The organism is Sulfitobacter sp. TBRI5 (assembly GCF_051013555.1).
Classification (GTDB): domain Bacteria; phylum Pseudomonadota; class Alphaproteobacteria; order Rhodobacterales; family Rhodobacteraceae; genus JL08.
Map to the genome: position 1 here is coordinate 2889187 of NZ_CP112884.1, position 15213 is coordinate 2904399.

Consider the following 15213-nt stretch of genomic DNA (forward strand, 5'->3'; position numbering starts at 1 on the left):
CATGCAAGAGCCCCTGAACGCCTCTTACCCCGTGTTGCCACTGCGCGACATTGTGGTGTTCCCCCATATGATCGTCCCGCTGTTTGTGGGCCGCGAGAAATCAGTGCGCGCACTGGAAGAGGTGATGTCGGACGACAAACAGATTCTGTTGTCCAGCCAGATCGACCCCGCAATTGATGACCCGGAAGCCGAAGGTATCTACAAGGTCGGCGTGCTGGCCAATGTCCTGCAATTGCTGAAGCTGCCCGACGGCACCGTCAAGGTTCTGGTCGAAGGGCAGGCGCGTGTGCGCATCACCGAATATCTGGACAACGAAAACTTTTTCGAAGCGCGGGCCGAATACCTGAGCGAAATGCCGGGCGATGTTGCCATCACCGAGGCGCTTGTGCGCACCGTCGCGGACGAGTTCGAGCGTTATTCCAAGGTCAAGAAGAATGTCCCGGAAGAGGCGCTGGTGGCCGTTGGCGAAAGCTCGGAACCGGCCAAACTGGCCGATCTGGTCGCAGGCCATCTGGGCATCGAAGTGCATCAGAAACAGGAACTGCTGGAAACCCTGAGCATTTCGGAACGTCTGGAAAAGGTCTATGGCCTGATGCAGGGCGAGATGTCTGTCATGCAGGTCGAGAAGAAGATCAAGACCCGCGTGAAGTCACAGATGGAGCGCACCCAGCGCGAATATTACCTGAATGAGCAGATGAAGGCCATTCAGCAAGAGTTGGGCGATGGCGAAGACGGCAAGAACGAAGTGGCCGAGCTTGAGGCGAAAATTGCAGAAACAAAGTTCAGCAAGGAAGCCCGTGAAAAAGCCGAAGCCGAGCTGAAAAAACTGAAAAACATGTCGCCGATGTCGGCCGAAGCCACCGTGGTGCGCAACTATCTGGATTGGATGTTGTCGATCCCGTGGGGCAAGAAATCGCGTGTCAAAAAGGATCTGGGCAAGGCGCAGAAGGTGCTGGATGACGATCACTTCGGGCTTGAAAAGGTCAAGGAACGGATCGTTGAATATCTGGCCGTGCAGCAACGCAGCGCCAAGATGAAGGGCCCGATCATGTGTCTGGTCGGCCCTCCGGGTGTGGGTAAGACCAGCTTGGGCAAATCGGTTGCCAAGGCCACGGGGCGCGAATTCATCCGCATCTCGCTGGGCGGGGTGCGCGACGAGTCTGAAATTCGCGGCCACAGGCGGACCTATATCGGGTCAATGCCGGGCAAGATCATTCAGGCGCTGAAAAAGGCGAAAACCACCAATCCGCTGATCCTGCTGGACGAGATTGACAAGATGGGTCAGGATTTTCGCGGTGATCCCGCGTCTGCCATGCTTGAAGTGCTTGATCCCGAACAGAACAATACGTTCATGGATCACTATCTTGAGGTTGAATACGATCTGAGCAACGTGATGTTTCTGACTACGTCGAACAGCTACAACATGCCGGGTCCGCTACTGGACCGCATGGAGATCATTCCGCTGTCGGGTTACACCGAGGATGAAAAGCGCGAGATCGCGAAACAGCATCTGGTGCCCAAGCAGATCAAGAACCACGGCCTTAAGTCGAAAGAGTTCAGCATCGACGACAGTGCGCTGACCGAGATCATCCGCACCTACACACGCGAGGCAGGCGTGCGAAACCTTGAACGCGACATTGCCAAGATTGCCCGAAAGGCGCTGACCAGGATCGTCAAGAAAGAGGCAGAAACCGTGCATGTCACCGCTGCCAATATCGAGGACTTTCTGGGTGTCAAAAAGTTCCGCTACGGGTTGGCTGAACAGGAAGATCAGGTGGGTGTCGTCACCGGGCTGGCCTACACGTCGGTCGGTGGTGAACTGCTGTCGATCGAAGCGCTGCGCCTGCCAGGCAAGGGGCGGATGAAAACGACCGGCAAACTGGGCGATGTGATGAAGGAAAGCATCGATGCAGCCAGTTCCTATGTCCGCTCGATCAGCCCGCAGATCGGTGTGAAACCGCCGGTGTTCGACACGATCGACATCCACGTGCACGTGCCCGATGGCGCGACGCCCAAGGATGGCCCCTCTGCCGGATTGGCGATGGTCACGTCCATCGTGTCTGTGCTGAGCGGAATACCGGTCCGCAAGGACATCGCCATGACGGGCGAGGTTTCGTTGCGCGGAAATGCGATGCCGATTGGCGGTTTGAAGGAAAAACTGCTGGCGGCGCTGCGTGGCGGGATCAAGACAGTGCTGATCCCTGAAGAAAACGAAAAGGATCTGCCCGAGATCCCGGACAATGTGAAAGAAGGATTGAAGATCATCCCCGTTTCGCACGTGTCCGATGTCCTGAAACATGCTCTGGTGCGCGCACCCGAGCCTGTGGAGTGGGATCAGGCCGCCGAAGATGCAGCGGCGGCCGCAGCCCTTGCCGCGCGCAGTTCCAGCGGGGACAGCGCGACGGCGCATTAAGACACAGATCAAACGTTCAAAAGGCGCGTTCGGGTTCGGGCGCGCCTTTTTTCATACTGTTTCTGTTTTGGCCAATTTAAGACGTGCAAACGCACCCGGTCCGCGCCATACCCTGTTTATCTGATGCAATTCAGGTTAAGCTGTTTCCAATATAGAAACGAAAACAACAGGCACCCCCATGAGCAAAGCCCCGACAAAACCCGTCACGTCCAGCGAAAAAAAGGCCCGGCCATCCGCCAAGGGCGATACAAGATCGGCGAAATCATCCGCGCCCAGCAAATCGGCGTCGGTGGTGGCGTCGCCCAAAACGGACAGCCCGTTCAAGCCAACCATTGTCGAAACCGCCCAGCCTGTTCTTGCCGGGCCGATGATGCGCAAGAAAGAGCTGATCGAAGCCGTTGTGGCGCAATCGGGCGTCAAGAAACGCGATGCCAAGCCGGTGATCGAAGCGATGCTGTCGGTCTTGGGCAACGCAATTTCCAGCGGGCGAGAGCTGAACCTTGAACCGCTTGGCAAGCTCAAGATCAACCGCACCAAAACCGGACGCGGCGCCAAGGTCATGATCTGCAAACTGCGCCAAAGCACCGGCGTGCGCGGCACTGGCGCAGAGGATCAGCCAGCATCCGATACGTCGCACAAAGAGCCGCTTGCAGACACGGATGACTGACGCTAAAACCGGTGCGCGCGGGTGATTAGCTCAGTGGTAGAGCGCTTCGTTCACATCGAAGATGTCAGGAGTTCAAATCTCTTATCACCCACCATTTCCATCTGGGACAGGCCGTTAGATGCGCCGGGATATGCCGAAAATCTGGTTCCTGCGTCATGGTGAAACCTTTTGGAACGCAGAGCGGCGCATACAAGGTCAGCTCAACTCCGAACTGACGCCGCAGGGTGTAAAGGATACCGTTCGTCAGGCGGATATCATGCGGCCGGTTCTGGCACAGAACGTGGCCTGACATTACATGCGCGGGTGTGTGATTTCCTGGCAGATCTGACCGGCCCCAGCGTCATCGTATCACATGGATTGCCGGGGCATGTGCTGCGTGGCGTGGTGACGGGGTTGGACCGTTCCGGGATGGGGTATTCCGGCAATCGGCAGGGCTGTGTTTATGTTCTTGAAAACGGTCAAGAGCATGTGCTTGACCATGCCGGTGCCGCGATCTGAAACTTTTGCTTGAAACACCCTTGCGCGGGCGGTCGCGAATGGGTACATCGCCCGAAGCGGGTGATTAGCTCAGTTGGTAGAGCGCTTCGTTTACACCGAAGATGTCGGGAGTTCGAGTCTCTCATCACCCACCATTCCCCATAAATCCAAAGTCATCGCTGTCAGGCGAAGTGCGTTCAAGGGCGCTAACGAACCCGCAGCTTTCAGCGCATCGGCGATTTGATCAGCTTTACGGTTCGTTGTGGGCCGGAACGTGGTCTTTTGCCGGTGGACTTTCCGACCATTGATTCTACGGTTTACGTAACAAGATCGCGGCGCGGGGGATGCAGGAATGAAAGCTACAATTCTGGGGGTGTGCTGTTTCTGATCCCGCTTGCGTTTATCGCAATCGGCCTGACCAAAGCCTTTGAAGTCTGCCGGCGCATCGCCGAACCGGTCAAGAACCTGATCCCGGTGGACCGGATCATCGGAGTGGCCGTTCTGGATATACTGGCGGTTTGCCTGATCATACTTGTGTGTTATCTCGCAGGCGTTCTGGCGCAAATAACCATGTTTTCCAAACGGTTGCACAATGTGGATGCGTTTCTGGTCAACGTGGTACCGGGCTATGCCGTCATCAAAAGCGTGGTGGGCGGCTTTGTTGGCGATCGGGGGGATGAAAAGCCGTTGCAGCCGGTTCTGGTGACTTTTGATGATTTCGATCAGTTTGCCTTTGAGGTCGAACGCCTCGACGACAAGGTGGTTGTGTTTTTGCCCAGTTCGCCATCGGCATGGTCCGGATCGACCATAATCGTTGCCCGGGATCGCGTCAGAACGCTTGATCTGCTACCGCATCAATTGGTCAGCCTTCTACGTGTCATGGGGCGGGGCACGTCCAAACTGAACATTATGAAACGCACCTAGGCTGCTGGTCTGTGCATTTTTCGAAAAAGGAAGATCATCTGACATTACTGTGTGCAAACGCGCACATTCCCGGTGTTATTACGGCAGTTTGTTCCTGTCCGGTTCGGGCCTATCTTCTGACCTGTCCGAAACAGGAGATATCGACATGAGCTGGAACCCGACGCTTGATCCCGATTGCCCGACTGGCGATGCGGTCGATGCGATAGACACGCTGATCATCCCGCGCGCCCGTGATCTGGGCGGTTTCGAAGTGCGTCGCGCCTTGCCCGCGCCAAAACGTCAGATGGTTGGCCCATTCATTTTCTTCGATCAGATGGGGCCAGCCGAATTCCTGCGCGGCAAGGGGCTGGACGTGCGCCCGCATCCCCATATCGGGCTGGCGACCATCAGTTATCTTTACCGGGGCCGGATGCATCACAGGGATTCGCTGGGCACGGATGCATGGATCGAACCGGGGGCGGTCAACTGGATGGTGGCGGGGCACGGCATTACACATTCCGAACGCACTGACGATGAAACCCAGACTGATCCGATGCCGTTTTTCGGTATCCAGACCTGGGTGGCCCTGCCAAAGGACGCCGAAGACCAGCCTGCCGCCTTTGAGCACGCCCCCAAAGAGGCGCTGCCGTTGCTGGAAGGCGAAGGCAAGGAAGTGCGGTTGATCCTTGGGGATGCCTGGGGCGAGACCGCGCCTGTCAAGACAGCGTCCGAGATGTTTTATGCCGATGCGGTTCTGGCACCGTCCGCGAAACTGCCCTTGCCCGACAACCACGAAGACCGCGGGATTTACGTTGTCGAAGGCAGTATCAACGTGGCGGGGCAATCATTCGAAGCGGGGCGTATGATGGTCTTTCGTCCCGGCGACAGGATCAGCGCCACGGCGGGTGACAGGGGCGCGCGGCTGATGCTGCTGGGGGGCGCGACGCTGGAGGGGTCGCGCCATATCTGGTGGAATTTCGTGGCGTCGTCCAAAGACCGGATCGATGCGGCGAAAGAAGCATGGCGCGCAGGCGATTGGGCGCATGGCCGGTTTCAGTTGCCGCCGGGGGACGACGCTGAATTCATCCCGTTGCCAGAGCGTTGAGAAGGTGGGGAAGCACGTCCTTTGATCCGCGGTTTTTGCCAAAATTTGCAAACCGCGCTTGACGGGGCATGGGTCGCACCATATGAGGTCCGAACGTTCCGCAAGGTTCGTGCAGCGGGCGGTTGTAGCTCAGTTGGTTAGAGTACCGGCCTGTCACGCCGGGGGTCGCGGGTTCGAGCCCCGTCAACCGCGCCACCGCTGCCTAGAAAAGGCCCCGTTACGGGGCCTTTTTTGTGCGCTTCCGGTGCGGCGGGGTGCCTAGTTCCCCCAATCGGCAAACACCTCGAACCCTTTGGCGATGGGCGCGCTTTTCAGGTGATCCTTGAATTCGTTCCACATGGCCAGCACGGCCTCTGCGTTGGCATCGGAAGTTTCCTTGCTTTCAACCAACGAAACGACGCAGCCACTGCCATCATCGTTCACAGAGTTAATGAATTTGATCATGCCCGGCATTGCCATGATCCTGGGTTTCAGCTTTTCCAGATCGGCTTTGGCCTGTTCAATGGATTCAGGTTTCAATTGGTAATGCGTTACCCTTGCATACATAATCTGTCCTCCCGGTGATCGGGCCGTAATTGACCCGCAGTGCCATCCCTAGCATGAAAGGCCAAATCTCCCAAGACAGGCGGAATTACCGCGCAGGACCACACGCGGTCTTTCGCGTTGGTTGCGACAAATCCTATTGACGCCAAAACCCACTTCGCCTATCCCGCATCCCACGCGCGGTTGTAGCTCAGTTGGTTAGAGTACCGGCCTGTCACGCCGGGGGTCGCGGGTTCGAGCCCCGTCAACCGCGCCATTTTCCTTTATCGTGATCCGCTGCTGACTTCGGTCAGGAAGGCGCCCAATGCCCGTGCGGTTTCCTGTGGGTGCTGTTCTGCAAAAAAGTGACCGCCCGGTATCGCCGCGACCTGCATGGCAGAAAGGCGGTCTGCCCAGATCGCGGCCACATCATAGTTGCGCCCAACGACCCCATCCGCGCCAAACAAGACCAGGGCAGGGCAGGTCACGCACCGGTTCATATCGGCAGCATCCAGCGCGAAATCAACATCAATCGCAGCGCGGTAATTGTCGCACATCGACGTAATCGTCGCGGGGGCGCGCCACGCCCTGCGATAGCTTTCGAGCGCGTCGGGGGCAAAATCGGACAGATCGGCGGCCCCCCATCCCAGCAGGCAGCTTTCGAAATAGCTGTCCGGATCATAGCCGATCAGCGTTTCGGGAAAGGGGGCCGGCTGGGACAGAAAGAACCAGTGGTAATAGGCGCGCGCGACGCGGTGATCCAGCCCGGCCAGAACGTGGTGCGTTGGCGCGATATCCATCAGGGTCAGCGATAGCACGGCATCGGGTGCATCCAGCGCCAGCCGGTGCGCTGTTCGTGCGCCCCGGTCATGGCCCACCAGATGAAACCGCTCATGGCCAAGATGGCGCATCAGGGCGATCTGGTCAGCTGTCAGCGGTCGAAAGCTGTTCTGTATCACGCCTTGCGGTTTCGAGGATTCCCCATATCCGCGCAAATCGGACGTGATCAGGGTAAACCTGTCCTGCAGATCAGGCAGCACGCGGCCCCACATGGCGCGCGTTTGCGGGAATCCGTGCAGCAAAAGAACAGGCGGCCCGGTTCCAGTGACCTCATAGGCGATGCGCTGACCGTTCACATCCGCGAACTGTGTCATGCACGCCCCCGGTTGCGCCACCCCGACAGGCGGACCATCAGGTCAGCGCATCCAGAATACGGGCCCAGCTGCGCATGCCTTTGTGAAAGCTTTCCATGTCATATTTTTCATTGGCGGAATGGATCTGGTCGTCATCCTTGCCGAACCCGATCAGCATGGCGTCCATATCCAGAATATTCTTGAAATATCCGGCAATCGGGATCGATCCACCGCATCCGATATAGGCTGCAGCGCGGGGCCATTCATCGCTCAGGGCGCCGCGCGCCTTTTCAAATGCGGGATGATCGATCGACATTTGTGAGGCCGGCGATCCTTTTTCGGTGCGGTATTCAACCGTGAATCCGTCAGGCAGCGCGTTTTCCAGATAGGTGCGGAACGCGGTGCGGATCGCTTCGGGATCCTGGGTGCCGACAAGACGGAAACTGATCTTGGCACTTGCCTGTGATGGCAACACGGTTTTGAAACCGTCGCCCGTGTATCCGCCCCAGATGCCGTTCACATCGCAGGTGGGGCGCGACCAGATCATTTCCAGCGGGGTGCGGTCGACCTCTCCTGCCGGCTCTTTCAGCCCGACATCGCCAAGATAGGCCGCATGATCAAAGTTCAGGCCCTGCCACTGGCTGCGGATATCGTCAGACAGTTCGGGCACGCCGTCATAAAAGCCGGGCAGGGTGATGCGCCCGTTTTCATCGTGCAGCCCTGCGATGATTTTTGACAGAACCCGGATCGGGTTCATCGCGATGCCGCCATACATGCCCGAATGCAGATCGCGCGACGGGCCGGTGATGGTGAAATCTTCGCCCAACAGCCCGCGCAGCATGGTGGTGATCGCGGGTACTGCGCTTTCGAACAGGCCGGTATCGCAGATCAGGGCGATGTCGGCGCTCAGTTCGTCCTTGTTGTCCTGCATGAACGGCACAAGGCTGGGCGAACCGCTTTCTTCTTCGCCTTCAAAGAAAAACGTGATGCGGCAGGGCAGGGTGCCGTGCACCGCCTTCCATGCGCGGCAGGCTTCGACAAAGGTCATCAACTGGCCCTTGTCGTCAGACGATCCGCGACCCCGGATAACCTTGCCCTTCGGCGTGTCCTGCACTTCGGGATCAAACGGATCGCGATCCCACAGATCAAGCGGGTCGACGGGCTGTACATCGTAGTGCCCGTAAAACAGCAGATGGGGTGCGTCAGCCGCACCATCGACGTGACCAACAACCATCGGGTGGCCGGGTGTGGGGCGTTTGCTTGCCGTGATACCAAGGCTTTCCAGATCAGCGACCAGCCAGTCTGCGGCGGTGTCGCAATCGGCCTTGAACGCCGGATCGGTGGAAATGGACGGGATGCGCAGCAAATCAAGCAACCGCTCGGTGGCGGCCGGTAAATCCTGATCGATTTTCGCAAGAACGGCATCAATGGACATGGAAGACTCCTGAATTTGGTCGGGGTGACCGTAGCAGGCGGCCACCCCGAGTCCAGAGCCCCCTAATGAGATATCGTTACCCATTCAATCGTGACCAAGGCAGCACCGGATCACTTGCAAATCAGAAATGCCCCCCGGCCCGTTACGCCTGTTGAAATCCGCAAGGTGATTCCTTGGCATGGCACCCCCGCTTTGGACAGCTGGCCTGCATTTTCCAATAGCAGAACATCCGATCCGGTCTTTTTCATGGTGTCACCCTCGGGTGCGAACAGGGGGTTTTGCCCTGATCGGCCCGTCGTTGCGTTCCGCGAAACAAACCACGTGGAAATGCGATAGACGTAACGTTGCGATAATCCGCAAGTCTCTGATTATTATATTCTAAAAACAAAAAATCGTTACACTTACTATGAAAATCAGTGTGCGCCTGATTTTGAAACCCCGCCAGTCCGGAAAACCTTACCCTACGTCATCGCCGCCCTGTTTTGACTGGTCTTGATCTGGATCAAGGCTGCGACACCGCGCCCCCGCCTAACTGGTTGAACCAAGGGCGCGCGATCTATATCCATTCATAAAACCGAATGCGGTTGCGTGCCGCCGACAACTTGCCTTTGATGGCAGACCAGATGAACGGAGATGCCGGGTGGATTATACCGCAAAGCTTGATCAGGCGCTTGCCCGTCTACATGACGAAGGCCGTTACCGCACTTTTATCGATATCGAACGGCGCAACGGGGCATTCCCGCACGCGATCTGGCGCCGCCCCGACGGGACAGAACAGAACATTACTGTCTGGTGCGGCAACGATTATCTGGGCATGGGCCAGCACGAGGTCGTGCAATCGGCGATGCACGAGGCGATCAATGCCACGGGCGCAGGATCGGGCGGCACCCGCAACATTTCCGGCACCACCGTCTATCACAAACGGCTTGAGGCCGAACTGGCTGATCTGCACGGCAAGGAAAGCGCGCTGCTGTTCACCAGCGCCTATATCGCGAATGATGCAACTTTAAGCACTTTGCCGAAGCTGTTCCCGGGCCTGATTATTTATTCCGATGCGCTGAACCACGCCAGCATGATTGAAGGCGTGCGCCGCAATGGCGGGGCCAAGCGGATCTTCCGCCATAACGATCTGGATCACCTGCGCGAGCTGCTGGAAGCGGATGATCCCGACGCGCCCAAACTGATCGCGTTTGAATCGATCTATTCGATGGATGGCGATTTCGGCCCGATCGAGGCGATCTGCGATCTGGCGGACGAATTCGGCGCGCTGACATATATCGACGAGGTGCACGCCGTTGGCATGTACGGCCCGCGCGGGGCTGGTGTGGCTGAACGCGACCGGTTGATGCACCGTCTGGACATCATCAACGGTACATTGGCCAAAGCCTATGGTGTGATGGGCGGCTATATCGCGGCATCGCATAAAATGTGTGACGCCATAAGGTCTTACGCGCCGGGCTTCATCTTTACAACATCGCTGCCACCTGCTGTTGCGGCGGGTGCCGCCGCGTCGGTTGCCTATCTCAAACGCCATCCGGAATTGCGCGAACAGCACCAGACACAGGCCAAGATACTGAAGATGCGCCTGAAGGGGCTTGGTTTGCCGATCATCGATCATGGCAGCCACATCGTTCCGGTGATGGTGGGCGATCCGGTTCATACCAAGAAACTGAGCGATATGCTGTTGCAGGATCATGGTATTTACGCACAGCCGATCAACTTTCCGACGGTGCCCCGCGGCACCGAAAGACTGCGATTTACCCCGTCGCCGGTGCATGGCCCGAAAGAGATGGATGCACTGGTGCGCGCCATGGACAAACTATGGTCACATTGTGCGCTAAATCGCGCCAACATGGCTGGATAGCCTTTCCTGACAGTGCAAAGCATCTTGCTTTGTGTTAGCGTTCTGGAAACAAACACGCGTGTACGAATCGTTGGGACGATTTCGCGTGTTTTTAGGGGGCGGATAGTTAGGTATGATCGGGCGTAGGTTATCCCGTAAGGCCGCAGAGGTCGTTGTTGAACCCAAAGGGTTTGATGATTTCGATCTGCGTCTTGGCGATGTGATGCGCGGTGAGCGTGCCACGATGGGAAAATCACTTTTGGATGTGCAGCGTGAATTGCGCATCAAGGCCGCGTATATCGCGGCCATCGAAAACTGCGACCCGTCCGCCTTTGACACACCCGGTTTTATTGCAGGTTATGTGCGGTCCTATGCGCGCTATCTGGAAATGGACCCTGACAAGGCTTTCGCGTCTTTTTGCGAAGAAAGCGGGTTTTCCGTAGCACACGGTATGTCCGAAGCGGCATCTGTCGTCAAAAAACCCAGCCGGGAAGAGCGGCTTTCCGGTGCGAACCGTGATCCGTTCTCGTCTCCGTCGATGCCTTTCGTTCCCGCGGGTGATGCACTCTGGACGCGGATTGAACCCGGCGCTGTTGGATCAATGATTGTTCTGGTCGGCCTGATCAGTGCCATCGGATTTGGCGGCTGGTCGGTTCTGAAGGAAGTGCAGCGCGTGCAGTATGCGCCTGTGGATCAGACGCCGGTGGTGTTGTCTGATCTTGATCCGCTGAATACGACGATAGATCAGACCACGCCCGCAAATGTAGTGTCATCCACATCGGATGTGATCGTTCCGCCATCCCCCGAAGCATTTGACCGGCTTTACCGCCCGCAAGCATTGGATGTTCCGGTTCTGGTGGCACGCGATGCACCGATTTCCACGCTTGATCCGAATGCGTCGGGTGTTTTCACCTCACCGCAGGCGATTTCCGATCCTGTGGTGTTGACTGCGGATGCCGCCACCCCTGCTACGGCGGTGCCGCAAGTGGTTGAAACGCCGACACCGGGCCTGCGCGTCGTTGCGGTGCGTCCGTCCTGGGTGCGGGTACGGGCCGCTGACGGCACTGTGATCTTTGAATCGATCATGGAAAAAGGCGACACGTACGAGGTGGCAACCACCGAGGAACCGCCAACCCTGCGCGTGGGCGAATCCGGAGCGATCTATTTCGAAATGAACGGTGCCCATTATGGCCCGGCTGGCGAAAGCGGGTCTGTCACGGCCAATGTGTCCCTGTCGATCACGGCTCTAAGTGAAACCTATGCGATTGCCGATCTGGAACAGGACAGCGATCTGGCGCAGATGGTGGCCGAATTGCAAACGCCTGTACCAGTTCAGGACTAACCGGCGCGTTGCTGGCGCAAACCTTGCGCGCAACGGCCTGCTGCCCTACCTAATATTCAACTTACAGACGCAATCAAAAAGGGTTTGCGCCCATGTCGCTGAACCACATACGGCCCTGGAAAAACATTTACCGGCGGACATCGCGCCAGATCATGGTGGGCAATGTGCCGGTGGGCGGTGACGCGCCGATTGCCGTTCAGACCATGACCAACACGCTGACCACCGATGTGCCCGGAACCATCGCACAGGTGCAGGCCGCAGCAGATGCGGGCGCGGACATCGTGCGCGTTTCGGTGCCCGATCAGGACAGCGCCAAGGCGCTGAAAGAGATTGTGCGCGAAAGCCCCGTTCCAATCGTCGCTGACATCCATTTCCACTATAAACGTGGCATCGAAGCCGCCGAGGCGGGGGCCGCCTGTCTGCGCATCAATCCCGGAAACATCGGGGATCCGGCCCGCGTGAAAGAAGTGATCAGGGCGGCGCGCGATCACAACTGTTCCATCCGGATCGGGGTGAATGCGGGGTCGCTGGAAAAGCACCTGCTTGAAAAATATGGCGAACCCTGCCCGGATGCGATGGTGGAAAGCGGTCTGGATCACATCAAGATATTGCAAGACAACGATTTTCATGAATTCAAAATCAGCTGCAAGGCATCTGACGTGTTCATGTCTGCCGCCGCCTACCAAAAACTGGCCGATGCGACCGACGCGCCGATCCATCTGGGCATCACGGAAGCGGGTGGATTGGTCAGCGGTACGATCAAGTCCGCCATCGGTCTGGGCAACCTGTTGTGGATGGGGATTGGCGACACGATCCGCGTGTCCCTGTCTGCCGATCCGGTGGAAGAGGTCAAAGTCGGGTTTGAAATCCTGAAGTCGCTGGGCCTGCGCCATCGCGGGGTCAACATCATTTCCTGTCCCAGTTGCGCGCGGCAGGGCTTTGACGTGATAAAGACGGTCGAAGCGTTGGAGCAGCGTCTGGAACATATCAAGACACCGATGAGCCTGAGTATCATCGGCTGCGTGGTGAACGGCCCGGGCGAGGCGCTGATGACCGATGTAGGTTTTACCGGCGGCGGGGCCGGCGCGGGCATGGTCTATCTTGCGGGCAAGCAAAGCCACAAGATGGACAATGATCGGATGATTGATCACATCGTCGAACAGGTCGAAAAACGCGCATCCGAAATCGAAACTGAAATGGCGGTCGCGGAACAGGCGGCAGAGTAACGCTGCCGCCGGTTGTTGTCGCTGTCAGCGCGCGCGCAGATCAGCCACCAGTGCCTGCATCTGGTCCAGCGGCAGATATCCCCGCAACAGTTGATCTTCCATCACAAAGGTCGGCGTGCCATTGATCTGCAACCGCTGTGCAAGCGCACGGGTGCGGGCAATTTCCTGTGTCACTGCATCAGAGTCCATCGCCGCGATAATCGCGTCTGAATCAAATCCCAACGTGTCTGACAGGCGGCGCAGGCTGGTTTCGCTGACGTCGCCGTTCATTGTCATCAGGGCATCGTTCAGGATCTTGTATTCAGCATCGCCCGCCACCTGTTTCGCGGCAATCGCAAAGCGTGAAGCCAGCAATGATTGTTCACCCAGGATTGGCAGTTCCTTGACGATCAGGCGGATATCGCCATCGCTTTCCAGCAACTGTGCCACTTCGCCATGGGCTCGGCGGCAGTACCCGCATCGGTAATCCAGAAATTCGACCAGTGTTATATCGCCATCCGGATTGCCACCCACCCAAGAATACCCGTCGTCGAAAATGTCGGCTGCATTGGCCTGCACCAGCGCGATATCGCTTTGCGCCTGCGCCTGGTTCTGCGCTTCTTCCAGCGCGGCAACGGCTTCCATGATCACTTCGGGGTTATCCAGCAGATAGGCGCGGATTTCGGCGCGAAACGCCGTGCGTTCGCTGTCTGACATGGCTTCCATGTCAAAAGCCAGGGCAGGGGCGGACAGCATCAGAAAAGCCATCAGTGCGGTCAGTGTTCGTTTCATGACGGGTCTCCGATCCGGTTTGTTCAGCTGCGTTCGGCAGCAATGATCACATCCTGCGCGCGTTGCCAAGGGCCAGACCCTGCAGGCAAAAGGCCGGATGCGCGTTTGGCGTGTATTTCGGCGTCTTTCAGGCGGCCCTGCAGGGCATAACGTTCTGCCGTGACCAGGGATGCCATCCCGTTCTGGCCCTGACGCGCATATGCAACTGACAAGTCACGCAAAAGACGCGTATCGCGGAAATCACGCGCGCGGGCGTTTTCCAGCATTTGCAGGGCAGCGCCATATTGTTCATTGGCCAACAGTGCCCGCCCATAGCTGCTTAGGATCAGGGCATCTTTTGGGGCCAGATCGACGGCTTTCTTGTACGCAGTCACAGCGGCACTGATCTGGCGGCTTTCCAGCAGAATCTGACCTTTGAGTTCATAGAAAAACGGGTCTGACGGACGCAGGGCAATGGCGGCGTCGATGGCCTTGACCGCTTGGGTTGCATTGGAATTGCGATGATGCGCGATCGCCTGCCGCATCAGGGTAATATCCTGTGTCGGGCCTTCCTTGGCGCGCCCGAATGTCCATTTGGGCGAGCGGGTGAATGCCGATATCTTGCCGCGTGCGCGGGCATACCAATAATTGCGATCCGCATCCGGCGTGCTGGTGTCGCCAAAGGCCGCGACAAAGGCTTCCATCGCGCGCACCCTGTCACGGCTCAGCGGATGCGAGCGTGCATAAGGGTCCTGCCGCCCGCCAATCAGCAGTTCCTGCCCTTCGAAAATTTGCAGGACTTTCAGCATGCCACTGGGGCTGATGCCGGCACGTTTCAGGAACCGCACGCCAGACTGGTCGGCCGATGCCTCTTCGCTGCGGGTGTGCGCCAGAAAGCTGCGCTGCGCTGAAGAACTGGTGCCCAGAGCCAGCCCTGTTGCGGCCTCGCCCTGACCACTGGCGGCTGCGACTGCTGCCAAGGCCATACCCAGCCCCGAAACCGTTCGGGCGTTGCGCAGATTTGCCATCCGGCGGGAAATATGGCCGTTGACGATATGCGCGGCTTCGTGGGCTATGACCCCTTGCAGCATCTCGGGTTCGTCCAGCTTCAGGATCAGCCCGTAATTGATGAAAATCGCATCGGAATCGATGATAAAGGCATTCAGCGCACTGTCATTCACAATCAGAATACGCACCCGGTTCGGGTTCAGGCCCGCCGCTTGCAACACCGGTTCGGCCAGTTTGCGCAGCGCGTGTTCGATATCTGGATCGCGCAAAAGCTGAACGGCATGTGCAGGCAGCGCGACCAACAGCGCCAGTGCAAAGGCGAAAAACAGGCGCAAGGCACCCTGCGCGCGCATTGACGCAGCGACAGTTTCGCGGTGAAAGGGGCGCCA

Annotated in this window: 14 protein-coding genes and 4 tRNA genes; 13 read left to right on the forward strand and 5 right to left on the reverse strand. The window is 58.0% G+C overall.

Going from position 1 to position 15213, the window contains the following annotated elements; translation table 11 throughout:
- The first annotated feature begins 1 nt into the window (after position 1).
- The 9 genes from lon (at position 2) to OLX72_RS14615 (ending at position 5760) form a co-directional block, all read left to right on the forward strand.
- Positions 2 to 2413 carry an endopeptidase La gene (lon, locus tag OLX72_RS14575; protein ID WP_433988959.1) on the forward strand — a complete coding sequence of 804 codons (2412 nt, stop codon included), beginning with the start codon at positions 2 to 4 and terminating at the stop codon, positions 2411 to 2413.
- A 178-nt stretch (positions 2414 to 2591) separates the two neighbouring features.
- On the forward strand, positions 2592 to 3080 hold the full coding sequence (locus tag OLX72_RS14580) for an HU family DNA-binding protein (protein WP_433988960.1): 489 nt from the start codon (positions 2592 to 2594) through the stop codon (positions 3078 to 3080).
- 19 nt (positions 3081 to 3099) lie between these two features.
- Positions 3100 to 3174: transfer RNA gene (locus tag OLX72_RS14585), tRNA-Val, on the forward strand.
- A gap of 24 nt (positions 3175 to 3198) precedes the next feature.
- Complete coding sequence (locus OLX72_RS14590; RefSeq protein ID WP_368073709.1) at positions 3199 to 3369, forward strand: histidine phosphatase family protein; 171 nt, start codon at positions 3199 to 3201, stop codon at positions 3367 to 3369.
- A 14-nt stretch (positions 3370 to 3383) separates the two neighbouring features.
- Complete coding sequence (locus OLX72_RS14595; protein ID WP_368073708.1) at positions 3384 to 3578, forward strand: hypothetical protein; 195 nt, start codon at positions 3384 to 3386, stop codon at positions 3576 to 3578.
- Between the two features lie 58 nt (positions 3579 to 3636).
- A tRNA-Val gene (locus tag OLX72_RS14600) sits at positions 3637 to 3712 on the forward strand.
- Between the two features lie 220 nt (positions 3713 to 3932).
- Entirely contained in the window at positions 3933 to 4481 is a 549-nt protein-coding gene (locus OLX72_RS14605) for a hypothetical protein (RefSeq protein WP_433988961.1), read from the forward strand.
- A gap of 145 nt (positions 4482 to 4626) precedes the next feature.
- Positions 4627 to 5565 (forward strand): pirin family protein, encoded by a 939-nt coding sequence (locus OLX72_RS14610; protein ID WP_433988962.1) that lies wholly within the window; start codon positions 4627 to 4629, stop codon positions 5563 to 5565.
- 118 nt (positions 5566 to 5683) lie between these two features.
- Positions 5684 to 5760, forward strand: a tRNA-Asp gene (locus OLX72_RS14615).
- Between the two features lie 63 nt (positions 5761 to 5823).
- On the opposite strand, the gene OLX72_RS14620 is transcribed toward OLX72_RS14615, so the two are convergent.
- A complete protein-coding gene (locus OLX72_RS14620; protein WP_433988963.1) occupies positions 5824 to 6111 on the reverse strand; it encodes a hypothetical protein in 288 nt (95 codons plus the stop codon).
- A gap of 176 nt (positions 6112 to 6287) precedes the next feature.
- Here OLX72_RS14620 and OLX72_RS14625 point away from each other — a divergent pair.
- Positions 6288 to 6364, forward strand: a tRNA-Asp gene (locus OLX72_RS14625).
- Between the two features lie 7 nt (positions 6365 to 6371).
- Here the strand turns inward: OLX72_RS14625 and OLX72_RS14630 are convergent.
- Positions 6372 to 7241: an alpha/beta fold hydrolase gene (locus OLX72_RS14630; protein WP_433988964.1), complete on the reverse strand. Its 870-nt coding sequence runs from the start codon at positions 7239 to 7241 to the stop codon at positions 6372 to 6374.
- 37 nt (positions 7242 to 7278) lie between these two features.
- On the reverse strand, positions 7279 to 8655 hold the full coding sequence (locus OLX72_RS14635; RefSeq protein WP_114870592.1) for a M20/M25/M40 family metallo-hydrolase: 1377 nt from the start codon (positions 8653 to 8655) through the stop codon (positions 7279 to 7281).
- 640 nt (positions 8656 to 9295) lie between these two features.
- Between OLX72_RS14635 and hemA the strand changes: the two genes are divergently transcribed.
- The 3 genes from hemA (at position 9296) to ispG (ending at position 13066) form a co-directional block, all read left to right on the forward strand.
- Positions 9296 to 10519, forward strand: a complete 1224-nt coding sequence (gene hemA, locus OLX72_RS14640) for a 5-aminolevulinate synthase (protein WP_114870591.1) — start codon at positions 9296 to 9298, stop codon at positions 10517 to 10519.
- A 112-nt stretch (positions 10520 to 10631) separates the two neighbouring features.
- Positions 10632 to 11840 (forward strand): helix-turn-helix domain-containing protein, encoded by a 1209-nt coding sequence (locus OLX72_RS14645; protein WP_114870590.1) that lies wholly within the window; start codon positions 10632 to 10634, stop codon positions 11838 to 11840.
- Positions 11841 to 11932: 92 nt separating this feature from the next.
- Positions 11933 to 13066, forward strand: a complete 1134-nt coding sequence (ispG, locus tag OLX72_RS14650) for a flavodoxin-dependent (E)-4-hydroxy-3-methylbut-2-enyl-diphosphate synthase (protein WP_114870589.1) — start codon at positions 11933 to 11935, stop codon at positions 13064 to 13066.
- Positions 13067 to 13090: 24 nt separating this feature from the next.
- Here ispG and OLX72_RS14655 read toward each other — a convergent pair whose 3' ends face one another.
- A complete protein-coding gene (locus tag OLX72_RS14655; RefSeq protein WP_114870588.1) occupies positions 13091 to 13837 on the reverse strand; it encodes a DsbA family protein in 747 nt (248 codons plus the stop codon).
- A gap of 23 nt (positions 13838 to 13860) precedes the next feature.
- On the reverse strand, positions 13861 to 15177 hold the full coding sequence (locus OLX72_RS14660) for a M48 family metalloprotease (protein WP_114872307.1): 1317 nt from the start codon (positions 15175 to 15177) through the stop codon (positions 13861 to 13863).
- Positions 15178 to 15213: the final 36 nt, after the last annotated feature.